The sequence below is a fragment of the Bradyrhizobium sp. USDA 3315 genome, assembly GCF_054056795.1.
This window is the reverse complement of sequence record NZ_JBSRYP010000001.1, coordinates 3,082,661-3,106,573: the sequence shown is the minus strand read 5'-3', so window position 1 is coordinate 3,106,573 and position 23,913 is coordinate 3,082,661. Positions and strand designations below refer to the sequence as shown.

Here is a 23,913-nt window from a genome sequence, read left to right as displayed (position 1 = left end):
TTGCGTGTGTGGCGCGGTCTATGAGTTACACATCCACATTCTCGCGACATGATTTGTCCGAGCTTTGCATCTCATTCCGCCCTCCCTTGATCAAAGGGCGCAGGGAAAGCCGGGTGCCGATCGCACCCATGGGGCCCCGTGCAAAAGGTAAAAAGCCTTGCCTGCGGCACGCGCGCGCGAGAGCGCCCGCGAGGCATGACGACCGAGCGCATCTCACGTCAAATGCCGCACGATCGCGAGCCCGACGAACAGGCCGGCGATCGAGAGAGCCACCGAGCCCGCGACATACAGCACCGCAAGGCCGAGCTCGCCGCGCTCATAGAGCAGTGCGGTGTCGAGCGAGAAGGCGGAGAAGGTGGTGTAGCCGCCGAGGATGCCGGTCATCAAAAATAGCCGCCAGGGCTGCGAGGCGTCGCCCTTGAAGGCGAGATAGCCGGCGATCAGGCCCATCACGGTCGAGCCCGTGATGTTGATGATGAAGGTGCCGTAAGGAAACGCGGTGCCGATGCAGCGCGCGCAGGTGACGTTGATCAGCTGGCGCAACGTCGCGCCGAGACCGCCGCCGAAGAAGACGAGGAGATAGCTTGCCGCGTTACCCACCAATGCCCCCGCTGGTGTGTGTCGAGTGAGGGCGCATCTTGCCGCACACTCAAATCACCCACCCCTGAAAGGGGAGGGTCGACGCGAATGAAATGAGCGGCGGGGCGGGGTCACAGTCTCTCCATTGAGAGACTGCTCGTGTTGAGAGATGACCCCTCCCCGTTTCGCATTTCGCTTCGCTGCATGCGAAACGACCCTCCCCTTTCAGGGGAGGGTGAAGAAATATGCGACGGTCGAAGCAGCGCTCAGCCGGCCTTGCCGAACAGCTCGTCGACATAATCCCAGTTGACGAGGTTTTCGACGAACGCCTTCAGATAGTCCGGACGACGGTTGCGGTAGTCGATGTAGTAGGAGTGCTCCCAGACGTCGACGCCGAGGATCGGCACCGCGCCGTGGACCAGCGGGTTCTCGCCGTTCGGGGTCTTGGCGACCTCGAACTTGCCGCCCTTGACCTGCAGCCAGGCCCAGCCGGAGCCGAACTGGCCGGCGCCGGCAGCGGCGAAGTCGGCCTTGAACTTGTCGAAGCCGCCGAGGTCTTCATTGATCTTCTTCTCGAGCCGGCCGGGCAGCTTGCTGCCGCCACCATTCGGCTTCATCCACTTCCAGAAATGGATGTGGTTGTAGTGCTGACCGGCATTGTTGAAGACGGCCGCGTTCTTGCCGAACGAACCCTTCACGATCTCCTCGAGGGACTTGCCTTCGAATTCGGTCCCCTTGATCGCGTTGTTGCCGTTGGTGACGTAGGCTTGGTGATGCTTGTCGTGGTGAAACTCCAGCGTTTCCTTGGACATGTAGGGAGCAAGGGCGTCGTGGGCGTAGGGCAGATCGGGTAGCGTGAAGGTCATGGGGTAATGTCCAACAGAGGGTGGGAGACTACACTTAACGGGCCCCCCTTATAGAAGGTTCCATGGCGGAGAAACACCGCATTTTCGGATCGCCCATGACAGATCGGCACAGCCCGAACCAAGACCAAGGACCCAGACGATGAGCATCGAAATCGACATTCTCAACGGAGATGCGTCGTGGCGGCGCGCCGAGCCGCTGCTCCAGGCGGTCTGGAGCCCGGATGCCGCCGAGAAGCCGGTCTGGGCGGACATCAAATGGGCCCACGCGGATTTGCGCGTACTGCTGGATGCGCCCGACGACAGCGGGCTGGCCTGCCATGTCGGTATCTATTTCCGGACCATCACCTGGAATGGCCACAAGGTGCATGTCGGCGGCATCGGCGGAGTCTCGACCCGTGCGGACTGCCGGCGGCGCGGCTATGCGTCACTGGCGTTAGATGCCGCCGTGCACACCATTCGTGCCAACGACGCGGTGAAATTTGCAATCTTATTCTGCGAGCCGCACAATTTCGCGTTCTACCAAGCGCGCGGCTGGCATCCCTTCAGCGGCGAAGTCTATTGCGAACAGCCTTCCGGGCAGATCCGCTTTGAGGCGATGGCGCCGTTCGTCAACGACATCGTCCGCGCGCCGCGCCAGGGCAAGATCGACCTATGCGGCCTGCCGTGGTGACCCCTGCATCGGCGGCGGTGGCGATGATCGGTGCAACATCGTAACATGTCGATCATCATTTATTGATTGCGAGCCCGGTTCACTGGCGTTGGATCGCAGTGCGCCCCTTTCCCGCTTGCGAAGTGAGCCGTGACGCATGACCATTGATGCCTCGATCGACGACGTGCAGCCGGCCACGGCCGCGCCCGCCACGCCGGTCAATGACCTCTTGACCGCGCCGATCCTGCCGACGCTGCTTCGCCTCGCGATCCCGAACACCATCGCCATGTTCGGCTCGACGCTGGTCGCGGTGGCCGAGACCTCTTACATCGGCCGGCTCGGCACCGAGCCGCTGGCCGGCATTGCGCTGGTGTTTCCGTTCGCGATGCTGACGCAGATGATGTCGGCCGGCGCGATGGGCGGCGGCGTCTCGTCGGCGATCAGCCGCGCGCTCGGCGCCGGCGACCGCGACCGCGCCGCCGATCTGGCGCTGCATGCGGCGATCATCGGCGGATGCGCCGGACTGTTCTTCACCGTGATGATGCTGGGCTTCGGCCGAAACTTCTATGCGCTGCTCGGCGGACATGGCGGCGTGCTCGAGCAGTCGATGCATTACTCGCAGGTGCTGTTCTCCGGCGCGATCTCGATCTGGCTGGTCAACACGCTCGCCTCCGTGGTGCGCGGCACCGGCGACATGCGGATTCCCTCGATGACTCTGATCACGGTCTCGATGATCCAGATCGCGGTCGGCGGCGTGCTGGGTCTCGGGTTGTTCGGCATGCCCGGTCTCGGCATGCGCGGCGTCGCCGCCGGACAGCTCACGGCCTTCACGTGTGGTGCGATCTTCCTCGCCTGGTATCTCGCCTCCGGCCGCAGCCGGTTGAAGCTCGACTTCGCCGCCTTCAGCTTCCAGCGCGCGATGTTCCTCGACATTCTCAAGGTCGGCGCGATCTCCTGCCTGTCGCCGCTGCAGAGCGTGCTGACCATCCTGATCTTCACCAAGATCCTGGCCAGCTTCGGCACCGAGACGCTGGCCGGTTACGGCATGGGCTCGAGGTTGGAGTTTTTGCTGATCCCGATCGCGTTCGCGGTCGGCGTCGCCTCGGTGCCGATGGTCGGCATGGCGATCGGCGCGGGACTCGTGACGCGCGCCCGCAAGGTGGCGTGGACCGCCGGCACCGTCGCCGGACTTGTCGTTGGCTTCGTCGGACTTGTGGTCGCGCTCAAACCGACGCTGTGGATTGCGCTGTTCACCACCGATCCCGGCGTGACCGCCGCGGCTTCGTCCTATTTCGCGCTGGCCGGCCCGGGCTTCGGCTTCTTCGGCGTCGGCGTCTGTCTCTATTTCTCCTCGCAGGGCGCGGCCAAGGTCGGCGGACCGGTGCTGGCCGGCACCATCCGCCTGCTGCTGGTCGGTATCGGCGGCTGGTGGCTCGCTACCGTGAGCGCCCCGGCGTGGACGCTGTTTGCGCTGGTCGGCGGTGCAATGGTGGCGTTCGGCCTGGCCACCATCATTTCGATCCGGCTGACCCGCTGGAAATAAATACGACGCAGCGCCCTCGCACCGGAGCGTTGCCTGAGCATGACTGCTCCTGAAACAGGCACCAGATTTTTTTTGGGAGCGCGCTCACCTGATCGCGCGAATATGACATTGCAGAAATTCTTCGACTTGTTATGCAGGCCGACCACTAAAGCGCGATGAGATTGGGTCGAATCGTCATCGCGCTTTAGCTTGTTGTTTGATCATGATCTTTTCGGAAAGCCGCTTCGCACTTTTCCGGATCATGCTCTGGGGGAATAAGCCATGGCCTGCAGATTCGAATTCATGATCGCAATCATTGCGACGGTGCTTGCCGTGCCCGTCGCGCATGGGCAAGGCGCGCCTGAGCCGGTCGGCGTTTGGCAGACCCAGGCCGGCGATGCCCGCGTCAAGATCAGCAAATGCGGCGGCGGCATCTGCGGCGTGGTGGTGAGCCTGCGCGACCCGATCGATCCGATGACCGGCAAGCCCCAGCTCGACAACAAGAATCCGAATCCGTCGCTGTCCAGCCGGCCGATCATCGGGCTGCCGCTGTTTTCCGGCATGCATCCGGTTGCCGCGGGCAAATGGTCGGGCCAGATCTACAACGCCGACGACGGCGGCACCTATGCGAGCAGCATCTCGGTGACCGGCGAGAGTACGCTGCGCGTCGAAGGCTGCGTCGGCGCGCTGTGCGGCGGCGAGACCTGGACGCGGGTGGGGCGGTAATTCTGAGCCGAGCGGCAACCGCGACGGGACCGTGCTCCCTCGCCCCGCTCTTGCGGGGAGAGGGTTGGGGTGAGGGGCTCTATCCGCGTAGCCATATCTGAATTGTAGTCAGCTCACCGTCGATCTCGCGAGTCGGATGAATATCTCCTTGCGGCCACTCATTGCCTGCCCTCACCCGGAAGCCACGCGAGGCGTGGCGTCCGACCTCTCCCCGCAAACGAGCGGGGAGAGGTGAGAAAAATTGCTACACCGCGCGCGCCTTCAGCACCGTCGCGGCCGAGGCGTAGCCGCCGCGGGCGCCGTCGATGAAGTGGACGTGGTCGGCGCGCATCACCGACGGGGTGAAGCAGGTCATCATCGCGGCATCCTGCTCGTGCAGGCCATAACGCACGATGCCCTGCGCCGCGGCGGCGGCGAGGCGCTGCTCGATGTCGGAAGCGAGCTCCGGCGTGCAATCCAGGATCATGCGCAGGCCGTCGTCGAACTTGCGGAAGTCTGAATTCTCGACGACCTGCTGCAGATAACGTTTCGGCGCGAACTTGCCGACTGGGATGTTGAACCGCATCAGCGTATAGGCCCACAGCGCGAATGTGAGCACCGCGGCGCGCCGCAGCGCGAGCGGGCCGCGGCGCCGTGCGCGCGCCTCGTACTCCATTCCCTGCGGCGGCCAGTGCAGCGGCGGTCCGCTGGCGGGCACCGGCCGTCCGGCATCGGGACTCTTCTCGACGCGGACGACGATATCCTCGATCACCTTGCGGAAGGACGCGGGATCGGCGTTCTTCGCCGGCAGCACCAGCACCGACAGAATGACGCCGCGCGCGGACGGCATCACCTCGAAGCGGCAGGACAGGCCGGACAAATCGGGTTGCGTGCCCTGAGGCGCCGGATCGACCGCGAACTCGGCGCGCTTCATCGCGGCATCGGCGTAAGCAAGACCGCCGCCTGAGAACATCGCATAGGACAGATTGGCCGACGGCCCGAAGCGCGCTACGCGGACATCGGCGCCCGCGGCGCGGATCGCCGCCATCGGCACCAGCGCCACCCGCAGCACCAGATCGAGGTCGTCGTGCACCCAGCGCGCGGTCGCCGCCAGCGCCTCGCGTGCCTTGTCGAGATCGGCGGGCGCGACCGCAAAACTCGCACCGTCGCCGCCGAACACGAAGGGGAATTCGCGGCCCTCCAGCGCATTGGTGACGGCGGCGACCACCGCGGCGCCGGCCATGTTGACCGCCTTGTAGCGCTGTGCCGCGATCGCCTTGGTTGATTCCACGATATCGGCGACGCCGACCGTCCAGTCATCCGGCAACGGCGCATACAGCGCGGGGTCCATCAGCCGCGCGAAGCCGCGAAACACCGGAATGCCGCCGTAGAAGATATCGCTGCCGCCAGCCATCGCAACGCCGCGCCGTTTCCGCCCTGATGCGGGATTCTCTAGCAGATACGGCCCGGGTTGGGACCGGTTTTAGAAGCGTAGCCCGGATGGAGCGCAGCGAAATCCGGGAACCTCTCAAGCGGCGGGAGACCCCGGATTGCGCTCCGCTCCATCCGGGCTACGGTGACTGTCTCACGCCGCCTCGCCTGCCCTGCTCCACGGCGGAAACGGATCGCGCAGCCCGGCCCAGGCCTGCGGGTCCATGCCCGGTCTGCCGGTGACGAGGCAGGCATCGAGCCTGCGGCGGATGTCGTCCTCGTTCATGCCGGAGCCGATGAAGACCAGCTCCTGCCGGCGATCGCCGTAGAGATCGTTCCAGCTCCGCTGCATCATCAGCCGCCAGTCCGGATGATCCGGCCAGCGCTCGCGCGGGATCGCGGCCCACCACGAACCGAGCCCTTCGGTGCGGACGATGGCGCCGGCCTGGCTCAGCTCGCCGCACCAATCCGGGCGCGTCGCGATCCAGAAATGGCCCTTTGCGCGGATCACGCCTTGCCAGCTCTCGCGCAGTAAGGCGTGGAAGCGCAGCGGATCGAACGGGCGCCGCGCCCGGTAGACGAAGCTCGTGATGCCGTATTCCTCGGTCTCCGGCACGTGCCCGGCAAAGCCATAGAGCTCTTTGTGCCAGAGCGGATGCTGCTGCGCGCGCTCGTGGTCGAAGCGGCCGGTGTCGAGCACGCGGTCGAACGGGACCTTTGCGAAATTCGCCTCGACCAGGTCGGCGTCGGGATTGAGCGCACGCACGATGGTGCGGGCGGCCTCGCGCTCTGCCTGCGTCGCGGCATCGATCTTGTTCAGCACCACGACATCGGCGAACTCGATCTGCTCGACCAGCAGATCGACCAGCGTGCGCTTGTCGCCGTCGAGCGCTTCGCCGCGCTGGCTGAGGAAATCGGTCGAGGCGTAGTCTTTCAGGAGATTGGCGGCGTCGACCACCGTGACCATGGTGTCGAGCCGCGCGATGTCGGAGAGGCTCTGGCCATCTTCATCGCGAAACTCGAAAGTCGCGGCGACCGGCAGCGGCTCGGAAATGCCGGTCGATTCGATCAGGAGATAATCGAAACGGCCGCTCTCGGCGAGCGCGCGCACCTCCTTCAGCAGATCGTCGCGCAGGGTGCAGCAGATGCAGCCATTGCTCATCTCGACCAGTTTTTCGTCAGTCCGGGACAGGTTCGCACCGCCATCGCGAACGAGGTCGGCGTCGATGTTCACCTCGCTCATGTCGTTCACAATCACCGCAACCTTCAGACCGCGGCGGTTGTTCAGGACGTGGTTCAGCAAAGTGGTCTTTCCAGCCCCGAGGAAGCCGGACAAGATGGTGACGGGGAGTTTTTGCATCGAGATCAAACAGTTGCTGGAGGGATCGGCGGCGGCGGGACATGGGGCATTCGCTTGATGTTATGTTATAACATAACATCAATGAGGCGCGGCCTGTCAAGCGCCGGGGCGGCGCAGTCAGCCTGCCAGTTTTAGGAATGCGTAGCCCGGATGGAGCGCAGCGAAATCCGGGGCCGCGCTATCCACGGATGCACCTGTCCCGGATTGCGCTTCGCTCCATCCGGGCTACGGGCTCAGGATGACGGGTTCAGAGTTCGCGCTCTACTTCCCCAATCCGCGCAGCACAAGCTGGTTCATGCGGCCAGCGAACGCGGCGGGGTCGTCGGGCATCTCGCCGTCGAGGATCTGCGCCTGTTCGAACAGCAGCAGCGACAGGTCCTTCGCCTGCGCGGTATCGGTCGCGAGCGCTGCGACCAGCGGGTGGCGCAGATTGATCTCGAGCACCGGCTTTGTGATCGCGCCGCGGTTCTGCTGGGCGAGCAGCCGCTCCAGCGCGCGGTCGCGCGCATCGCCGCCGGCGACGAGGCACGACGCGCTCGCGGTCAGCCGCTGCGAGGCGCGGACGTCGGAGACGCGCTCGCCGAGCGCATCCTTGATCACGGCGATCGTGGTCGCCGCGTCGGCTGCGGGCTCGTCCTTCTTGTCGTCCTTGTCGTCGGCAAGCGGGATCAGGCCGAAATCGACATCGCCCTGGCTCAGCGACTTCAGCGGCTTGCCGCCGAAATCGAGCGGCGCCGAGGTCCAGAACGCATCGACCGGATCGGTCAAGAGCAGCACCTCGATGCCGCGGGCGCGCGCCGATTCCAGCTTCGGATTCGACTTCAGCCGCTCGACGCTATCGCCGACCAGATAATAGATCTCGGTCTGGTTCGGCTTGAAGTCGTCGACAACCTGCTTCAGCGAGCGGTTCTCGCCCGACGTCGTGGTGAAGCGCGCCAGCGCCAGCAGCTTGTCGCGGCGCTCGAAATCCTCCCACAGGCCTTCCTTGATCACCGGGCCGAACGCGTCCCAGATATTTGCAAAGGTCTCCGGCTCCTTCTCGCCGAGCGTCTCCAATTCGCCGATCACGCGGCCGGTGACGGCCTTGCGGATCTGAGCGAGCTGCGGATTGTTCTGCAGCATCTCGCGCGAGATGTTGAGCGGCAGATCCTCACTGTCGATCACGCCGCGAATGAAGCGCAAGTAAGCCGGCAGCAGCTCGGCATCGTCGGCGATGAAGACGCGGCGGACATAGAGCTTGACCTTGCCCTTGCGCTCGACCTGGAACAGGTCGAACGGCTTTTGCGACGGCGCGAACAGCAGCACGGCGTAGGACTGCCGGCCCTCGGCGCGGTAATGCAGCGTCATCGCCGGCTCGTCGAACGCACCGGCGATCTGCTTGTAGGCCTGGGCGTAATCCTCCGGCTTGAGCTCGGATTTCGAGCGCTGCCACAGCGCGCTTGCCGAGTTGATCTGGCGCGGCTCGCCCTCTTCCGGCACCAGCAGGATCGGAAACTGGATGTTGTCGGAATATTCGCGGACGATGCGCTCGATCTCGTAGGCCTCGAGATACTTGGCGGCGTCCTTCTTCAGATGCAGCACAATCTCGGTGCCGCGCGCGACACGCTGGGCGGCCTCTTCGCCCGCCGGTGCGATCTCGAAGCCGCTGCCGCCTTCCGACGACCACACCCACACCTCGTCCGAGCCGGCGCGGCGGCTGGTGACGACGATCTTCTCGGCGACCATGAAGGCGGCATAGAAGCCGACGCCGAACTGGCCGATCAGGTTGGCGCCGTCCTTGGCCTCGGTGAGCTTCGACAGGAACGATCTGGTGCCGGAGCGCGCGATGGTGCCGAGATTGTCGATCAGCTCCTGGCGCTCCATGCCGATGCCGGTATCGACCACGGCGAGCGTGTCGGCCGCCTTGTTCGGGACGATCCTGATCTCCGGCGGCGTGCCGTCCGTGATCAGGGACGGATTGGCGATCGCCTCGTAGCGCAGCTTGTCGCAGGCATCCGACGCGTTCGAGATCAACTCGCGCAGGAAGATATCGGTCTCGGAATAGACCGAATGCACCATCAGGTGCAGCAATTCGGCAACCTCGGCCTGGAACGGCTGGGATTCGGCAGCGGCAGTTGTGGTCATGCGGAAACTCGGACAATCGGTAAGGGGCGGGAAAGCCCTGATATAGCGCGATCGCGCCGCGTGGCAAGGTTGCCAAAAGCGGCCGGAACCGTCAGTCCGAGATCGCCGCGAGATAGCGCTGCACCGAGCGGTCGAACGCCGCCCTGGCGTCGGAGGCGATGTTCTTGCCCCACCAGGCGCCATAGATCCGATCATAGGCCAGCGGCTCGACCGCGCGCGCGAGGCGGCGGACCGCTGATGCATTGAGCGGGATATAGTTCGGGTAGGAATACATGAAGCTGACCGAGCGGCGGTCCATCGCCACCATCGCGATATCCCCGGTCAGAAGCGCGCCGCGCCCGTCGGCGCCGTTGCGCCAATGCAGCATGGTGGCGCCGGCAAAATGCCCGCCGCCGCGCACCAGCAGGATGTCGTCGGAGATGCGATGGCTGTCCCCCTGCCACGGCACGATCGACGGATAAGGCCGCGTCACCCATTGTGCATCGTCGCCGTGCAGATAGACCGGGGCATTGTCGAACGCCGCGCTCCAGTCGGCGACCGCGCCATAATAATGCGGATGCGAGATCGCGATTGCCTTCAGCCCGCCGAGCGATCTGACATGCGCGATCGCCTCGGCGGTTGCCAGCGGCACGCAGTCCCACATCACGCAGCCGCCGCGGTCCGGCACCAGCAGCGCGCGCTGCCCGATCGCAAAGGACGGCTCGAGCGCAAGTCCAACGAGACCGAGATCGTCGCGCCAGACCAGTCTGTGCCGCTCTGCGAGCTCCTCGCGCGTCAGCCACGCCTGCCCCTTCCAGTTCACGTATTGCCGCTCGTCCTCGCAGATCGGGCAAGCCGGCGGTGGCGTCGCGGTTTCAGGAAATTGCGCGCCGCATTGTTTGCAGGTCCACAGAGGCATTGGCAGCGCCCTCGTTGCGATGAAGCTGGTCTGCTGATCTAGCGCCGCGGCAGCAGGTGTTCAATGCTTGCGACCCAGTTCCATCTGCATCTCCGCCGGCGCTATGCCGAACTTCTGGCGGAACGCGCGATGGAAATAAGAGAGGTCGTTGAAGCCGACCGTATAGGCGATGTCGCTGACCTTGCGGCCGGCGCCCTCTTCGTGCAGCAGCAGCCGGCGCGCCAGCAGCAGGCGCTGCTCGAGGACGAACTCCGAGAACGTCGTCCCTGCGGACGCGAACAGGCGCTGCGCCTGGCGGGTGCTCAGCGCATTCGCCTTTGCTATGGCTTCGATCGTGAGCTTACCGTTGTCGAGATTTTTGAGAACATCGGCCTTCATCAGATCGAGCCGCGCCTTCGCCACGCCGTCGCGTGCCGACAGCTGCTTTGTCTCGGCGCTGCTGCCGAGAACGAGACCCACCAGGTCGGCGAGATGGTGCGCCGCTGCCCGCTGGCCGGGCACGTCCAGATCGCCGGCAAGCTCGGTGCAGAGCACGGAATAGCGCTCGATCATCGCGCCCAGGGCCGGCTCGCGCCCGAGTGCCCGCGCCAGCTGCGTCTCCGCCGAGGGCGCGATCTGGAGCAGCAGGCGCCGCGGAAACCGCGTCGTCGTAAAGCTGCCCGACCGGGTGAGATCGGCGGTGCCGACGATATTCATTTCGGTGAGGCACATCTGGCCGCGCTGAAGCTCGATCGCCTTGCCTGCCTGCGTGACCTGCACCGTGCCGCGCGTCGCAAAGATCAGGACAAGATCGTCGCAGCCGTCATTCAAAAGCGCGCGGGTGCGGGCGAAGCGGGCCGAGCCGCCGCGCGGCGTCGCGATGGCGACCGTATGCAGCAGCGTGAACTCGTTGTGGCAATCGATGCGGTTGTCGTCGGTCGGTCCGACGTCGAGCCGGCAGAAGCCGCGGCAAATCCCTTCGCGCCATGCCTCATAGGCCGGCCCTTTCGCCAGCCCATGATGGAAGATCGAGAACCGGTTGGGCACTTGTGTCTCGGACATGATCCGCGCTCCGACGCTCGATCGATCAGGGCTGACACGATCGATCGCTTGCTGCCCGCCGCGCGCATGTCGTGTGCGCACGTCGTTCCTGTCCCTACGCTTGGCGCGACGGTCCACGACTCCGGCGCGGAGCCTGATACCACTCCGCCGATTGCCGGTAAAGCTATTCACGAGATGCAACCCTATGATGCGAAGTGCGAAAGCCGGGAATAAAACGGCGCAGCAGTTTCGCGACGCGGCATTGCCGTGTCTCGACGATGCCTATGCGTTCGCCCAGGTGCTGATGCGAAGCGAGGCGGACGCCGAACTGGCCGTGCAGGAATGCTATCTGCGCGCACTGCGCCGGTTCGACGGCGTTCGCGGCCCGGCCATCAGGCCGTGGCTGCTCGCGATCCTCAAAGCCGTTTGCCAGGAGAAACTCGGCCAAGAACTAGGCGGCGAGAATGTAGCGCCAGAACGGCGCGACAGCGCAACAATCCGGCAACTGATCGACGATCTGCCCGCCCTGCTCCGCGAAGTCATCGCGCTGCGCGACTTGATCGATCTCTCCTACAAGGAGATCGCCGAAGTCACCGGCATTCCCGTCACTACCGTGATGTCGCGCATCGCGGAAGCGCGCGCCCTGCTGCTCGCGGCGCGGCGCGCGGCGAAAAAGGCCGCGCAGGCGAAGCCGGCAGGCGCCTCAAAACCGGTGGTCTACCGCGCGAACGCCTGTTGAACCGCCGATGGCTCGGTGATGCCGTTCGCGATCAGGAGCTCGAGCAATACCCGCGCCTTCTGCGGGTTGAGATCGAGCGAGACCGCGAAGCCGAGCTTGTCGTCCTCGACCTCGACGTTGCGGTTGACGAAGCCTGAGCCGACCCGGGTCGAGCGCACCACCACGACGCCCTGTTTCGCCGCGGCGGCCAGCGCATCGATCGCGCCCTTCGACGAATTGCCGTCGCCGACGCCGGCCAGCACGATGCCCTTGGCGCCGCGCCTGACCGCATCCTCGACTTCAGCGGCGTCCATGTTGGCGTGCGAATAGATGATGTCGACCCGCGGCAAGGGCGGCGCATCCGGCAATTTCAGCTTGGCACCCCTGGCTGGAGCGGCCGGCTGCAGAAAGCGCAGCGAGCCGGTGTCGACATAGCCGACCGGCCCGGCATCGGGCGAGCGGAAAGTCTCGACGCTGGTGGTGTTGGTTTTCTGCACCCAGCGCGCGGCATGGATGGTGTCGTTGAGCACCACGAGCACACCGCGGCCGCGGGATTCCGGGGCCGAGGCGACCCGCATCGCCTCGTAGAGATTGGCCGGACCGTCGGCGCCGATCGCGGTCGAGGGCCGCATCGATCCGACCAGCACGATCGGCACGTCGGTGTCGAGCACGTTTTGCAGGAAGAACGCGGTCTCCTCCATCGTGTCGGTGCCATGGGTGATGACGACGCCGTCGACCTCCTTGTTGTCGATGGCCGCGCGGATGCGCTTGACGAGGTCGAACCACACCTTGTCGTTCATGTCCTGCGAGCCGATCGACGAGATTTGCTCGGCCGACATCTGGGCGAGCTTATCGATGCCCGGGATCGCCGCGACCAGGTTCGCTGCACTGACCTTGCCTGAGTCATAGGCGTTGCCGGCGCGTGCGCTGGCCTGCCCCGCGATGGTGCCGCCGGTACCGAGCACGAGCACGCGGGCCAGCGCGGTGCCGGAGGCCTGTTGCGCTGATACCGGCGAGGCAAGCCCGATCGTGAGGGCGGCGGCGAGGCCGAGGAAGAGCCGAACGGAATAATTGGATTGAAACGAACGTGGCATGATCTTCTCCCCAAAGCGACAGGTCGCCAGTCCACAACTCGTGGTTTTGTCCCGTAACAAGTGGACAAAGTTGCGGCGGAAGATGCGATGGTCGGAAGCTGGGTTGAAGCGCTTAGTGAGCTTCAAACGTGTTGCGCAGCTCGATCTCCGTCCCGACGGTTCGCCAGATCGAACGATCGACGAACAGCACCCGATCCTCGGCGTGGGCGAGCAGTCTTGCGATGTCCGGCGCGTGCAGGCGCGCATTGGTGGTGTGCAGCACCGCGCCCATGCAGGGCACGGCGACATAAAGCTCGAGGTGACGGCGCGAGTTCCAGGCCAGCGTGGCAACGCGCATGCCGCGCTCGACGCCGATCTCGGCGAGGAAGTTGGCGAGCTGGCCCGCGCGGCCGAGCAGCTCCGCATAGCTGATGACATGGATGCGGTCGCAATACCGCGTCATCACCGTCTTGTCCGGATAGAGATCCGCGACCCGTTCTCTCACCAGATTGAGGGTGAGCGGGACCTGCTGCATCAAGCCTGCGAGCATCCCGTGTTCTCCGGAACTTCCGCAAAACCTTGACATCTGCCGGGAAGCGGCGCAACATTTTTCGAAGATTATTCGACTTTTGGTGCGCCATGCATTTTGAGCTTCCCGACGACCTCCGCGTTCTGCAAGGCCGGGTGCGTGAATTCGTGCGCAGCGAGCTGCAGCCGCACGATGTCGCCATCGAGGCAACCGGCAAGGTGCCGGACAGCGCCATGGCCGGCCTGCGCAGGATGGGATTGTTCGGCACCAACACGCCGAAGCAATTCGGCGGCCTCGGGCTCTCGATGCTGGGCAGCTGCATCGCGATCGAGGAGCTCGCGAAGGCCCACACCGCCTTCTACTATCTGAGCGGGGTCAACGTTCACATCGGCTCAAAGGCAATCGAGCTCTACGCGCAGCCGGCGGTTCGCGACCGATGGCTGCCGGAACTCGCCAGCGGACGGGTGATCGGCGCGTTCGCGCTGACCGAACCGAATGCCGGATCCGATGCCGCCCGGATCCAGACCCGGGCGCGGCGGGACGGCGATCATTACGTGCTCGACGGCCGCAAGACCTATATCACCAATGCGCCCGCGGCCGGCGTCTTCACGGTGTTCGCCACGCTCGATCCCTCCGCCGGCGCCAGGGGCATCGCGGCCTTTGTCGTCGACGCAAAGACGCCGGGCCTCGCCATCGGCCGCCTGGTCGAGATGGCTGCCGGACGCGGCTCGGAGCACGCCGAAGTGATCTTCGAGGATTGCCGTGTTCCGCGCGAGAATCTGCTGGGACAGGAGGGCGAAGGATTCGCCATCGCGATGCGGTGCCTGGATGCCGGGCGCACCCATTGGGGCGCCTATTGCGTCGGCGCGGCGAGCCAGCTGCTGGACTACGCTCTCGACCATGTCTCGGAGCGCGAGACGTTCGGACGCAAGCTGCGCGACCATCAGGGCATCGAGTGGCAGATCGCCGACATGGCGAGTTCGCTGCATGCCGCGCGGCTTGTCGCCTATGAGGCAGCCTGGCGTTACGACCAGGGCGATGCCGCCGCCCGCACCGCCGCGGCAGCGCTCTCCAAATATACCGGCGCCGACATGGTGCAGCGCGTCGCCGACACGACCATGCAGCTGTTCGGTGGTGCCGGTTATTCCAGGGACCTGCCGATCGAGCGCATCTGGCGGGAAACGCGGGTGGTCCGCATTCTGGACGGCACCTCAGAGATCATGCGCCAGATCATTGCCCGCAACGCGTTCCGCACACATGAGCGGCGGAACACGCCGGTGTGACCCATGGGCTTTACCGCTGTATGCCGTCGCAATGGCGCTTGTGTTCCGATCCCGCTGCCTTACTGTTTTTACGAGACGAGATTCTTGCTTTGACGCGTTTTCCTTGCGCGAACCGGTATCCACTTCGCGCGAAAACGCTCTTGGAGACCACCGTGGCTTCGGGGACGACACTCAAGCTCAAGCAGCAACGCAGCCGCGACCGCCGCGAGCAGATCCTCACGGCGGCCACCAAGCTGTTCGGCCAAAAAGGCATCGACGGAACCTCGCTCACCGAGGTCGCCGCCGCGGCGAAAGTACCGCTCTCCAGCATCTATGATTATTTCGAGGACAAGCGCGCGCTGGTGCTCGATGTGCCCGAGGGCAATTTCGAGGCGCTTTATCAGAAGACCGAGCCGCTGCTGGTCAAGGGTGGCGATCCCGTCGAGCAGCTCCGCATCATCTTCCTCACCAACTTCCAGTACATCAAGGACAACCCGAGCTGGGGCCGGGTGTTCTTCCTCGAGATCTGGCCGAGCGTGCTTGCCGCCGAGCCGCGGATCAAGAAGGCGGTCGACAGATACGCGCTGCGCTATGTGCAGCTGATCAAGCAGGCGAGCCGCGCCGGCAGCTATCGCCGCAATCTCGATCCCTACACCGCGATGTCGCTGATGATGGGCGGAATGTGCCACCTCACCGCGGTCTGGCTGCTTTACGGCCGCAAATACGATCTGGTGAAGAAGGGCAAGGCGCTGTTCACCACGCTACATAACGGGTTTGTGCAGCGTTAGCCGCGCTGGTGCGCGGTCGGCTCTCGTAGAATGGGTAGAGCGAAGCGAAACCCATCATTCGTCAGGTCGACACGGAGCGATGGATTTCGCTTCGCTCTACCCATCCTACGCACCGCGCGGTTCGCGGCGCGAACGATTTGATCCAAATTCATCGCTGTTTGGCCGGCTGTGGCGGCGATCCGTTTCCGGAAAACCAATACACAACCGTCGAAATCCTGTTCTAGTATGACGTCGTGGGCGACCCGCGACCGGACACGCGGGCGCTCGGGATGGGAGCGTACCGATGGACGTCAAGGCTGTTCTGCCGCCGCGTGGCCGCGACTATCGCCTCGATCTGCTGCGCGGCTTTGCCAACTGGGCGATCTATCTCGATCACATCCCGAACAACGCGGTGAACTGGATCACGCAGAAGAATTTCGGCTTCAGCGACGCGGCCGATCTGTTCGTGTTCATCTCCGGCTACACCGCATCCTTCGTCTATGCGCGCATGATGCTCGAGCGCGGCACCGCGATCGGCGCCACCCGCCTGATCAAGCGGGCCTGGCAGATCTATGTCGCGCACGTCCTGCTGTTCGTGATCTATATCGCCGAGATCGGCTATCTCTCCCAGCGCTACCATGACCCCAACCTGCAGAACGAGTTCAACGTCGCGGGCTTCATGCACAACCCGGCCGAGACGCTCTATCAGGGCCTGATCCTGGCGTTCAAACCGGTCAACATGGATGTGCTGCCGCTCTATATCGCGCTGATGCTGTGCTATCCGCTGGTGCTGTGGGCGATGCTGCGCAAGCTCAATCTGACGCTGCTGGCCTCGTTCCTGCTCTATCTCGCGGCGCGGCAATTCGGCTGGAACCTGCCGGCCTATCCGTCCGGCTCATGGTATTTCAATCCGTTCTGCTGGCAGTTCCTGTTCGTGTTCGGCGGCTGGTTCGCGCTTGGCGGCGCGAGCGAATCGATCACGTTCATCCGGTCGCGCGCCTTCCTTTGGCTCGGCGGCGCCTATCTGCTGTTCGCGTTGGTCATGACCTTGGCGGGCCGCTTCCCGGAGCTCGGGCAGGCGATGCCGGCCTGGCTCTATGACGCCTTCAATCCGAACGACAAGACCAACCTCGCGCCCTATCGCGTCCTGCACTTCATCGTCCTGGCCTTCTTCGTCACGCGCTTCCTGCCGCGAGAGTGGCCCGGGTATGAATGGCCGATCTTCCAGCCGATCATCAAATGCGGCCAGCAGTCGCTCGAAGTATTCTGCACCGGCGTCTTCCTCGCGGTCATCGCGCATGTGCTGCTGGTCGAGGTCTCCGGCAGCATCTGGATGCAGATCGCGGTCAGCATCGTCGGCATCGTGCTGATGACCGCGCTCGCCTATTACCGCTCCTGGTCGAAGAAGGTCGACAAGGCACCCGCGAAGGTACCTGCGGCTGCGCAGGCGCCGGTGACCGCGAAGCCGGCGGAGTAAGCCACCGCTTGACGCGACGGCGCGCGGCCGAAGCCGCGCGCAACGCGCAAAGTAGCCTGCTATCTCGCCAGCGGCTTGCCGGCCGTCTCCGGCGCCAGGGCGATCAGCGGCAGGCCGACCACATAGATCAGCGACAGCATCGAAATCGCCAGCGGGAAGCTGCCGGTGCGGGCGGCGAGCGCGCCGATCAGGGTCGGGCCGGCGGCGCCGAGCACGCGGCCCATGCTGAAGGCGAAGCCGGAGCCCGAGCCGCGCAGTGCCGATGGAAACATTTCCGGCAGCCAGATCGTGAACAGGCCGAACACGCCGTTGGTGAAGAAGCCGAGCACCGGCAGCAGCACCATGAACAGCGTCAGGCTGTCGAGCCATTCGATCGCGACCTCATAGGAGACCACGACGGAGATCAGCCCGCCGACGAAGAACAGCACCGCGGTGCGGCGCCGGCTGCCGAGCCAGGTCGTTAGCCATGGTACAAGGAGGCAGCCGATCAGCGTGCCGACATTGGTGATCAGGCCGGCCACCGCGCCCATCTCTTGCGCATGCGCCGGCGTCGCGCCCGCGGCGACCAGCTTGGTCGAGATCACGGTGGGGGCCCAGAAGTTCGACGACCACAGGCCGAAGATGATGCAGGCCATCATCAGCGCCGCGGCCCAGGTGGTGCGCGCCTGATCGCCGGCAAACAAGGCGGCGACCGACGGCTGCTCGCGCGCAGCGCTGCGCTCGGGTTCGGGAATGTTGCTGCGCAGATACGCGATCAGGAGAGCGGGCAGAATGCCGAGCAGGAACATGCCGCGCCAGCCGAGCGTGCTGCCGATCGCAAGCGTGACGGCGGCGGCGAGGAACAGCCCGGTCGGCGTCGCCGTGTGCAGCCATCCGGCGAGCCGCACCCGCGTATTCTCCGGCACGGATTCCTGCAGCAGCGGTGTGCCCGCGGCCCATTCGCCGCCGATGCCGAAGCCGGCAACAAAGCGAAACAATGCGAACATCACGATACCGGTCGCAAGCCCGCACAGCGCCGTGAACAGCGAGTAGACCAGCACCGTCCAGCACATGATCCGGACCCGCCCGTAACGGTCCGCAGCCCAGCCCCAGACCATCGAGCAGGCCCAGCCCAGCATGAAGATCGAGAACAACAGCCCGCCATAGATGCCGATATTGGCCTTGCTCGGCTCGATGCCGCTGGCCGGCAGCAATTCGCTCAACGCGCCGACCAGGATGTAGGCGTACATCGACGAATCGAAGCCATCGAGCATCCAGCCGAACCAGGTCGCCCAAAACACTTTTCGCGGCGACACTGCGCCAGGCGCCGCGACCGACGGCGCAAGTGTATCGACGGTGCTCTCAGTCATGTTTCCTCGCACGTTTCTTTTGTGCGGCGGACTATGCCGAGGTTTGCGCGACGGGACATCTCCGGCAAACGGGACGGAGGTATCCGGCATGAGAATAGCGACGCCGATCACTTCGGCGTCACCGCGAACGCTCGCTCCTTCTGCGAAGGACGCGCGGAACGCCGGAACATGTAGAAAGCGATGACGACAAGCGGCACGGCAAGTGCGATCCAGGACGCCTGGTCCCAGATCCCGTCGCCGAGCAGCGCCAGGACCAGCCCGAATGCGATAACGGCGAAGTTCAGCACCGGCACCAGGAAGATGATCGACCATCTCGCTGCCGACATCAGGATCACTCCGCCGCGTGCGCGCGTGAGCGGGGATAAGATCCGTGAAACCTTCGATTTTTGGCGGATGCCTTCGACAACGCGAGCCTTGCAAGCAGGGATCACTCCCGTTTGGATCGGGAAGAATGTAGGAAATGAATGCGTCGTAGTTGAACTCAGACATTGAGTTCGTCGGGCTGAGAGTTCGACGGGCTGACTGAATAAGAGCGGGTCCGAACCGGGCCGGATCGCGCAGCTGAACTGGAACTGGTTCGAAAAAATCTACATCAGAGACGCAAGCTAAACACGTTGTAGTGGCTTGATCAAACTTCATCTCGCTTGGCGAGCATCCGCATTGTCCGCCTCCCGGCCGTGCCTGGGGATGATGGTGCGGTTCGCTCGACGCGGCGCGATCAGCTTGTTAAGCCGCCTCTCCGCAAGGCAATTTGAGTCGGGACATGACCGTAGCGATCGAGATGGGACAAACGACGGCCGGCACTTCGGCGGCCATCGACCTCGAGGAGCTATTGGCGACACGCCTGCTGGTGCAGGGCAACTCGGGTTCCGGCAAATCCCATCTGCTGCGCCGGCTGCTGGAACAGAGCGCACCCTGGGTGCAGCAGACCATCATCGATCCCGAAGGTGATTTCGTCACCCTGGCGGAACGATTCGGCCACCTCGTCATCGACGCCGAGGACCACACCGAGCGCAGCCTGCAGGTCGCCGGCGAGCGCGTGCGCATCCATCGCGTCTCCACGGTGCTCAATCTCGAAGGACTCGACGCCGAGAACCAGATGCGGCGCGCCGCGGCCTTCCTCGGCGGGCTGTTCGACGTCGCCCGCGACCACTGGTATCCGATGCTGGTGGTGGTGGACGAGGCGCAGCTGTTCGCGCCGGCGGTCGCGGGCGAGGTGTCCGACGAGGCGCGCAAGCTTTCGCTCGGCGCGATGACCAATTTGATGTGCCGCGGCCGCAAGCGCGGGCTTGCCGGGATCATCGCAACCCAGCGGCTGGCGAAGCTCGCCAAGAATGTCGCGGCCGAGGCGTCGAACTTCCTGATGGGCCGCACCTTCCTCGATATCGACATGGCGCGCGCCGCCGACCTGCTCGGCATGGAACGGCGGCAGGCGGAAGCCTTCCGCGACCTCGAGCGCGGACAATTCATGGCGCTGGGACCTGCACTGTCCCGGCGTCCGCTGGGCTTGCGCATCGGTCCGACCGACACCCAGCCGCGCAACGCGGCGCCGCGGTTGATGCCGCTGCCTGAAGCGGCACTGGAGGACGCACGCGCGATCATCCTCGCCGCTCCGCCGCCGGAAGCGGTGCGGCCGCAGCGCCGGACGCCGTCGCCGGACCTGCTCAGCCAGTTGATGGCCGCCAAGCAGCCGGCAGCGGAGCGAGATCCCGAAGCTGCGGAGCCGCCGCCGAGCGCCGAGCAAATGGCCGAGCGGCGGGAACGGCTGGACCGTATCCTGCGCGCCATCCTCGCCGAGCCCGACGCCGGCTTCCGCGCCATCGGCGTGCTCTATCAGGAGTTCGTGGTCCGCTGCCGGATCGAGGGCCTCGGTGCCGTGGTGCCGGAGCTGACGGACTTCCGCCGGATGCTGACGCGCGCCCGCGCCGGGCTCGGCGCCGATGTCGCGGACGACGACGCCTGGCAGGACGTCTCGCTGCGCGCCGCGTTGCTGCCCGAGGACATGCAGGGCGTCTTCATGATGATCGCCCGCGCCGCGAAAGAGGGCTGGCCGTGCCCGAGCGATGCTGCGATCGCCCGCGCCTACGGCACGCATTCGCTGCGCCGCGCCCGGCATCTTCTGACCTACATCGAGGAACAAGGCCTGATCGTCTGCCAGCTCGACGGTGCCGGCCGGCGGATCGTGACCCTCGTCGAGCTCGCCTGGGCCACGGCCGCGGCCGACCCGAATGTGGACGACCAGGCGGCGGAAGCAGCCTGTAACGGCTCGTCGCTGTGATCAGGTACTGAGCAGGCGTTAGGTGTTGAGCGGCATCGCGAAAGCGCTGCAAGACAAGAAAAAGGCCCGCCAGGAGGCGGGCCCTTTCATCTTTGCCGGTTGAGCGATCTTGGTTGCCGAGGGCCCCGCAACAGGCCCTCCACCAGCCGCCCTATCTCAAGCCCTTACGCATGCTGCGGCTGCGCAAGCTGACTGACCTGCATCGCCGGCGGATCGACGACCGAGGTACCACCATGGCCGTCGCTCGAGGCCGTGAACGTGGAAGCCATGTAGTTGCCCAGCAGCGCAATGCTGGCGGTGACAGTGCCGTCCGTCACCGTGAGCGTTCCGTGCGTGCTGTCACCGCTGAAGGTCGGCGTCTGAACGGTCGCGAAATTGATATTCGCGAAATCGATCGTGTCCGAACCGGACATCCCGGCGACAGTTCCGGTGAAGCTCGCGGAATTGTCGAGCTTCAGCGTCCCCGTGCTGCCGAGGAACGTTACGGCCGCGTTCGAAGCACCCGTCAATTCCAGCGTCGCGCCTGCTGCGATGGTGGCGCTGCTGGGGCTCTCTCCCGTTACGTTGAAAGGCTGCCAGGCACCCCACGCACTGCCATCATAGGCCCGGATCGAGAGCTGGTCGGTGCCAGAGCCGGCCTGATAGGTCGTCAGGGCAAGTTGTGCCGGAGTGACGTCGATCTCCGTATTCGCAGACTGGTTCACTCCGTTGACGTTCCAACGCCCGTTCGTGTTGGAATCCCACAACGCATATTTCGTTATGGTATCGCCACCGACACCATCACGAATTATCAGGTGTGGGATTCCACGGCGGATGCGAGCAGCGGGCAATGGGTGGTCGGGGGAGTCGCCCAAGGCTCCAATGCCGCCATCAATGTCACGGCAGCTCAGCTTTCGAGCACAAGCTTTCAAAGCGGCTCGGGTTCGGACGATCTCTGGGTGAGGGCTTACGACGGCTTTGCCTGGGGCGCGTGGAAGGAGTTTCACGTCACCGCGCCGGTTGACAGCGCTCCGTTCGTGACCGCGTCCGACTTCCATGCGACGGCCAATCAGAGCGTGGCCGCCTTGAGCCTGTTTTCAGTCACGGATGCCGACGGCGACAGTATCGCACAATATCAACTCTGGGATTCGACGCCATCGGCAAGCAGCGGCCACTGGAGCATTGGCGGGAATGCGCAGCCCACCGGCACCGCCATCAACGTCAGCGCGGCCCAAATTGCGAGCACGACATTCCAGGGCGGTACCGTGCCTGACGACCTCTGGGTTCGCGCCAGCGATGGCATCAGCTGGAGTGCGTGGCACGAATTCCATTTCATCGTCTAGGGAGCGGCCCGCGTTGCGGAAACGCCGTGATCTGCGCCCAATCGGTCGACGACACGAGGCCCGATTGTCCTCCCAAAGCAAAAATGGCCCGCGAAACGCGGGCCATTTTATCGGAACCGGTTGGTCCGGACTTTGGTTGCGGGGATAGGATTTGAACCTATGACCTTCAGGTTATGAGCCTGACGAGCTACCGGGCTGCTCCACCCCGCGTTAAACCGTTGCGTGCCTTGCAGAAAGGGTGCCTGAGCCGGCCGGCCAACGCTTTTCAACGGCGCCGATCGATCCGTCCGGGGGCTTCCTGAGAAGGCGACCCGGGCCGAGGCCATCGGGTGCGGGGCGTATGTATCAACGTGAGCCCGGTTTGGAAAGCCCCGGATGCGGGTTTTTGAGGATTTTGTGACGTCGAAATCGCCGGCTGTCCCGGCAGGATTTACCGCCGGGAACCGGACCTTGCCAGACCGCGCGCAAAAGCGGAGCTTGGCGCGCAACAAATACGTCAAGAAAACGTCATCCGAGGGGGAAATGCCATGGACCGGCCATTGAAGAGCCCGGGGCTGCATGGGCTTGAGGAGGCCTTTCATCGCCAGTTCGAGCTGTCGCGCAGCGAGCCGGCGCCGACATTGCAGGCACGGCTCGACCGGCTGCGTCGCCTGCGCGCTGCGCTGACCGAGAATGAGGCGCGATTCGAGGCGGCGATCTCGGCCGATTTCGGCCACCGCTCCACCGTCGAGACCGCGATCGCCGAGACCATGCTGGTGCTCGGCGAGATCAAGCACGCGGCCAAGCACCTCAAGGGCTGGATGGCGCCGCGGAAGGTCCCGACCACGGTCCAGTTCGCGCCGGCCAGAAACCGGCTGATGCCGCAGCCGCTCGGCGTGGTCGGCATCATCGCGCCGTGGAATTATCCGCTGCAGCTGACCCTGGCGCCCGCGGTCGCCGCGATCGCGGCCGGCAACCGCGCCATCATCAAGCCGAGCGAGCTGGTGCCGCGCTTCGCCGAGCTGCTGGTGGAGACGATCGCCAAGAAATTCGACGTCACCGAGCTCGTGGTCACCGACATCGACGACGAAATCGCAAGGGCGTTTGCCGCACTGCCGTTCGATCATCTGATCTTCACCGGCTCGACCCGCGTCGGCCGGCTGGTGGCCGAAGCCTGTGGCCGCAATTTGACGCCGGTGACGCTCGAGCTCGGCGGCAAGTCGCCCGTGATCGTCGACGGCTCCGCCGACATCGACGAAGCCGCGCAGCGCATCGCCTATGGCAAGCTGCTCAATGCCGGCCAGACCTGCATCGCGCCCGATTACGTGCTGGTGCCGCAGGCCGCGATGCAACCCTTCGCGATGCGGCTGCAGGGTCACATGCAGCACATGTTCGGTACCGATCCCGGTAACGTCGATTACACGTCGATCGTCTCGGATCGGCACTATGCACGGCTCGAGGGGCTGGTCGCCGACGCCGCCGCGAAAGGCGCGACCATCATGCAGCCCGCAGCGCCGAACGACTGCGAGTGGAAGGCGGGGCGCAAATTTCCGCCGACCGTGATCGTCGACGCGAGGCCGGACATGACGGTGATGCAGGAGGAGGTCTTCGGGCCGCTGTTGCCGGTCATCGGCGTGCGCGATGCGGCGGAGGCGATCGCCTTCGTCAATGGGCGCGATCGCCCACTGGCGCTGTACTGGTTCGGCACCGACAGCGCCGCCCGCGATGCGGTGCTGGCGCGCACGGTGTCCGGCGGCGTCACCGTCAATGACTGCCTGTTCCACTTCGCGCAGGCCTATCAACCGATGGGCGGCGTCGGCGCCTCCGGCACGGGCGCCTATCACGGCGAGTGGGGATTCAAGACGCTGACCAAATTCAAGCCGGTGTTCTACCGCTCGCGCTTCAACCGGCTTGCCGATCTCTATCCGCCCTATGGCGCGAAGGTCGCGCGGCTGGAGAAGCTGATGCGGATGTTGTCATAGAAGTGCTGTCGTTCCGGGGCGCG

22 protein-coding genes and 1 tRNA gene are annotated in these 23,913 nt (G+C 64.9%); 10 read left to right on the top strand and 13 right to left on the bottom strand.

Going from position 1 to position 23,913, the window contains the following annotated elements; translation table 11 throughout:
• Positions 1-213: 213 nt before the first annotated feature.
• A complete protein-coding gene (gene crcB / locus ACVIYL_RS14240) occupies positions 214-600 on the bottom strand; it encodes a fluoride efflux transporter CrcB (protein WP_456778897.1) in 387 nt (128 codons plus the stop codon).
• 245 nt (positions 601-845) lie between these two features.
• Positions 846-1,445: a superoxide dismutase gene (locus ACVIYL_RS14235; protein WP_456778896.1), complete on the bottom strand. Its 600-nt coding sequence runs from the start codon at positions 1,443-1,445 to the stop codon at positions 846-848.
• Between the two features lie 139 nt (positions 1,446-1,584).
• Between ACVIYL_RS14235 and ACVIYL_RS14230 the strand changes: the two genes are divergently transcribed.
• The 3 genes from ACVIYL_RS14230 to ACVIYL_RS14220 all read left to right on the top strand — a co-directional run bounded on the left by ACVIYL_RS14230 (position 1,585) and on the right by ACVIYL_RS14220 (position 4,342).
• Positions 1,585-2,115, top strand: a complete 531-nt coding sequence (locus ACVIYL_RS14230) for a GNAT family N-acetyltransferase (protein ID WP_456778895.1) — start codon at positions 1,585-1,587, stop codon at positions 2,113-2,115.
• Positions 2,116-2,251: 136 nt separating this feature from the next.
• Positions 2,252-3,637: an MATE family efflux transporter gene (locus ACVIYL_RS14225; protein ID WP_456778894.1), complete on the top strand. Its 1,386-nt coding sequence runs from the start codon at positions 2,252-2,254 to the stop codon at positions 3,635-3,637.
• Between the two features lie 261 nt (positions 3,638-3,898).
• Positions 3,899-4,342, top strand: coding sequence for a DUF2147 domain-containing protein (locus ACVIYL_RS14220; RefSeq protein WP_456778893.1), 444 nt, complete (start codon positions 3,899-3,901; stop codon positions 4,340-4,342).
• Between the two features lie 244 nt (positions 4,343-4,586).
• On the opposite strand, the gene ACVIYL_RS14215 is transcribed toward ACVIYL_RS14220, so the two are convergent.
• The 5 genes from ACVIYL_RS14215 to ACVIYL_RS14195 form a co-directional block, all read right to left on the bottom strand.
• Positions 4,587-5,735 (bottom strand): DUF3095 domain-containing protein, encoded by a 1,149-nt coding sequence (locus tag ACVIYL_RS14215; protein WP_456778892.1) that lies wholly within the window; start codon positions 5,733-5,735, stop codon positions 4,587-4,589.
• A gap of 171 nt (positions 5,736-5,906) precedes the next feature.
• On the bottom strand, positions 5,907-7,112 hold the full coding sequence (gene zigA / locus ACVIYL_RS14210) for a zinc metallochaperone GTPase ZigA (RefSeq protein WP_456778891.1): 1,206 nt from the start codon (positions 7,110-7,112) through the stop codon (positions 5,907-5,909).
• Between the two features lie 261 nt (positions 7,113-7,373).
• Positions 7,374-9,236, bottom strand: a complete 1,863-nt coding sequence (gene htpG / locus ACVIYL_RS14205; protein ID WP_456778890.1) for a molecular chaperone HtpG — start codon at positions 9,234-9,236, stop codon at positions 7,374-7,376.
• A 91-nt stretch (positions 9,237-9,327) separates the two neighbouring features.
• Entirely contained in the window at positions 9,328-10,134 is an 807-nt protein-coding gene (locus ACVIYL_RS14200) for an MBL fold metallo-hydrolase (protein ID WP_456778889.1), read from the bottom strand.
• Between the two features lie 60 nt (positions 10,135-10,194).
• Positions 10,195-11,175: an AraC family transcriptional regulator gene (locus tag ACVIYL_RS14195; protein ID WP_456778888.1), complete on the bottom strand. Its 981-nt coding sequence runs from the start codon at positions 11,173-11,175 to the stop codon at positions 10,195-10,197.
• A 184-nt stretch (positions 11,176-11,359) separates the two neighbouring features.
• Here ACVIYL_RS14195 and ACVIYL_RS14190 point away from each other — a divergent pair, with 184 nt between their 5' ends.
• Positions 11,360-11,893: a sigma factor-like helix-turn-helix DNA-binding protein gene (locus tag ACVIYL_RS14190; RefSeq protein WP_456778887.1), complete on the top strand. Its 534-nt coding sequence runs from the start codon at positions 11,360-11,362 to the stop codon at positions 11,891-11,893.
• On the opposite strand, the gene ACVIYL_RS14185 is transcribed toward ACVIYL_RS14190, so the two are convergent.
• Both ACVIYL_RS14185 and ACVIYL_RS14180 read right to left on the bottom strand, forming a co-directional pair.
• Positions 11,872-12,966, bottom strand: a complete 1,095-nt coding sequence (locus ACVIYL_RS14185) for an asparaginase (protein WP_456778886.1) — start codon at positions 12,964-12,966, stop codon at positions 11,872-11,874. The two genes, ACVIYL_RS14190 and ACVIYL_RS14185, sit on opposite strands and share 22 nt — an antisense overlap.
• A 112-nt stretch (positions 12,967-13,078) precedes the next feature.
• The gene (locus ACVIYL_RS14180) at positions 13,079-13,495 is read right to left on the bottom strand and encodes an AMP-binding protein (RefSeq protein WP_456778885.1); all 417 of its coding nucleotides are present in this window, start codon (positions 13,493-13,495) and stop codon (positions 13,079-13,081) included.
• An 89-nt stretch (positions 13,496-13,584) separates the two neighbouring features.
• Here ACVIYL_RS14180 and ACVIYL_RS14175 point away from each other — a divergent pair, with 89 nt between their 5' ends.
• From ACVIYL_RS14175 to ACVIYL_RS14165, 3 genes are all read left to right on the top strand, one after another.
• On the top strand, positions 13,585-14,757 hold the full coding sequence (locus tag ACVIYL_RS14175) for an acyl-CoA dehydrogenase family protein (RefSeq protein ID WP_456778884.1): 1,173 nt from the start codon (positions 13,585-13,587) through the stop codon (positions 14,755-14,757).
• 152 nt (positions 14,758-14,909) lie between these two features.
• The gene (locus ACVIYL_RS14170; RefSeq protein WP_456778883.1) at positions 14,910-15,524 is read left to right on the top strand and encodes a TetR/AcrR family transcriptional regulator; all 615 of its coding nucleotides are present in this window, start codon (positions 14,910-14,912) and stop codon (positions 15,522-15,524) included.
• Between the two features lie 283 nt (positions 15,525-15,807).
• On the top strand, positions 15,808-16,980 hold the full coding sequence (locus tag ACVIYL_RS14165) for an OpgC domain-containing protein (protein WP_456778882.1): 1,173 nt from the start codon (positions 15,808-15,810) through the stop codon (positions 16,978-16,980).
• Between the two features lie 59 nt (positions 16,981-17,039).
• On the opposite strand, the gene ACVIYL_RS14160 is transcribed toward ACVIYL_RS14165, so the two are convergent.
• Complete coding sequence (locus ACVIYL_RS14160) at positions 17,040-18,329, bottom strand: MFS transporter (protein WP_456778881.1); 1,290 nt, start codon at positions 18,327-18,329, stop codon at positions 17,040-17,042.
• Between the two features lie 107 nt (positions 18,330-18,436).
• Positions 18,437-18,655: a hypothetical protein gene (locus ACVIYL_RS14155; protein WP_456778880.1), complete on the bottom strand. Its 219-nt coding sequence runs from the start codon at positions 18,653-18,655 to the stop codon at positions 18,437-18,439.
• A 437-nt stretch (positions 18,656-19,092) separates the two neighbouring features.
• Between ACVIYL_RS14155 and ACVIYL_RS14150 the strand changes: the two genes are divergently transcribed.
• Positions 19,093-20,607, top strand: a complete 1,515-nt coding sequence (locus tag ACVIYL_RS14150; RefSeq protein ID WP_456778879.1) for a helicase HerA domain-containing protein — start codon at positions 19,093-19,095, stop codon at positions 20,605-20,607.
• Positions 20,608-20,771: 164 nt separating this feature from the next.
• On the opposite strand, the gene ACVIYL_RS14145 is transcribed toward ACVIYL_RS14150, so the two are convergent.
• Complete coding sequence (locus tag ACVIYL_RS14145) at positions 20,772-21,353, bottom strand: hypothetical protein (RefSeq protein ID WP_456778878.1); 582 nt, start codon at positions 21,351-21,353, stop codon at positions 20,772-20,774.
• 48 nt (positions 21,354-21,401) lie between these two features.
• On the opposite strand from ACVIYL_RS14145, the gene ACVIYL_RS14140 reads away from it, so the two are divergent.
• Positions 21,402-21,929 carry a hypothetical protein gene (locus ACVIYL_RS14140; RefSeq protein ID WP_456778877.1) on the top strand — a complete coding sequence of 176 codons (528 nt, stop codon included), beginning with the start codon at positions 21,402-21,404 and terminating at the stop codon, positions 21,927-21,929.
• Positions 21,930-22,062: 133 nt separating this feature from the next.
• Here ACVIYL_RS14140 and ACVIYL_RS14135 read toward each other — a convergent pair.
• Positions 22,063-22,139: transfer RNA gene (locus ACVIYL_RS14135), tRNA-Met, on the bottom strand.
• A gap of 317 nt (positions 22,140-22,456) precedes the next feature.
• Between ACVIYL_RS14135 and ACVIYL_RS14130 the strand changes: the two genes are divergently transcribed.
• On the top strand, positions 22,457-23,890 hold the full coding sequence (locus tag ACVIYL_RS14130) for a coniferyl aldehyde dehydrogenase (RefSeq protein WP_456778876.1): 1,434 nt from the start codon (positions 22,457-22,459) through the stop codon (positions 23,888-23,890).
• Positions 23,891-23,913: the final 23 nt, after the last annotated feature.

Excerpts from the sequence above, each read along its gene's own strand:
- ACVIYL_RS14235 (WP_456778896.1), bottom strand. The coding sequence starts at position 1,445 with ATGACCTTCACGCTACCCGATCTGCCCTACGCCCACGACGCCCTTGCT.
- ACVIYL_RS14230 (WP_456778895.1), top strand. The coding sequence starts at position 1,585 with ATGAGCATCGAAATCGACATTCTCAACGGAGATGCGTCGTGGCGGCGC.
- ACVIYL_RS14225 (WP_456778894.1), top strand. The coding sequence starts at position 2,252 with ATGACCATTGATGCCTCGATCGACGACGTGCAGCCGGCCACGGCCGCG.
- ACVIYL_RS14220 (WP_456778893.1), top strand. The coding sequence starts at position 3,899 with ATGGCCTGCAGATTCGAATTCATGATCGCAATCATTGCGACGGTGCTT.
- ACVIYL_RS14215 (WP_456778892.1), bottom strand. The coding sequence starts at position 5,735 with ATGGCTGGCGGCAGCGATATCTTCTACGGCGGCATTCCGGTGTTTCGC.
- zigA (WP_456778891.1), bottom strand. The coding sequence starts at position 7,112 with ATGCAAAAACTCCCCGTCACCATCTTGTCCGGCTTCCTCGGGGCTGGA.
- htpG (WP_456778890.1), bottom strand. The coding sequence starts at position 9,236 with ATGACCACAACTGCCGCTGCCGAATCCCAGCCGTTCCAGGCCGAGGTT.
- ACVIYL_RS14200 (WP_456778889.1), bottom strand. The coding sequence starts at position 10,134 with ATGCCTCTGTGGACCTGCAAACAATGCGGCGCGCAATTTCCTGAAACC.
- ACVIYL_RS14195 (WP_456778888.1), bottom strand. The coding sequence starts at position 11,175 with ATGTCCGAGACACAAGTGCCCAACCGGTTCTCGATCTTCCATCATGGG.
- ACVIYL_RS14190 (WP_456778887.1), top strand. The coding sequence starts at position 11,360 with ATGATGCGAAGTGCGAAAGCCGGGAATAAAACGGCGCAGCAGTTTCGC.
- ACVIYL_RS14185 (WP_456778886.1), bottom strand. The coding sequence starts at position 12,966 with ATGCCACGTTCGTTTCAATCCAATTATTCCGTTCGGCTCTTCCTCGGC.
- ACVIYL_RS14180 (WP_456778885.1), bottom strand. The coding sequence starts at position 13,495 with ATGCTCGCAGGCTTGATGCAGCAGGTCCCGCTCACCCTCAATCTGGTG.
- ACVIYL_RS14175 (WP_456778884.1), top strand. The coding sequence starts at position 13,585 with ATGCATTTTGAGCTTCCCGACGACCTCCGCGTTCTGCAAGGCCGGGTG.
- ACVIYL_RS14165 (WP_456778882.1), top strand. The coding sequence starts at position 15,808 with ATGGACGTCAAGGCTGTTCTGCCGCCGCGTGGCCGCGACTATCGCCTC.
- ACVIYL_RS14160 (WP_456778881.1), bottom strand. The coding sequence starts at position 18,329 with ATGACTGAGAGCACCGTCGATACACTTGCGCCGTCGGTCGCGGCGCCT.
- ACVIYL_RS14155 (WP_456778880.1), bottom strand. The coding sequence starts at position 18,655 with ATGTCGGCAGCGAGATGGTCGATCATCTTCCTGGTGCCGGTGCTGAAC.
- ACVIYL_RS14150 (WP_456778879.1), top strand. The coding sequence starts at position 19,093 with ATGACCGTAGCGATCGAGATGGGACAAACGACGGCCGGCACTTCGGCG.
- ACVIYL_RS14130 (WP_456778876.1), top strand. The coding sequence starts at position 22,457 with ATGGACCGGCCATTGAAGAGCCCGGGGCTGCATGGGCTTGAGGAGGCC.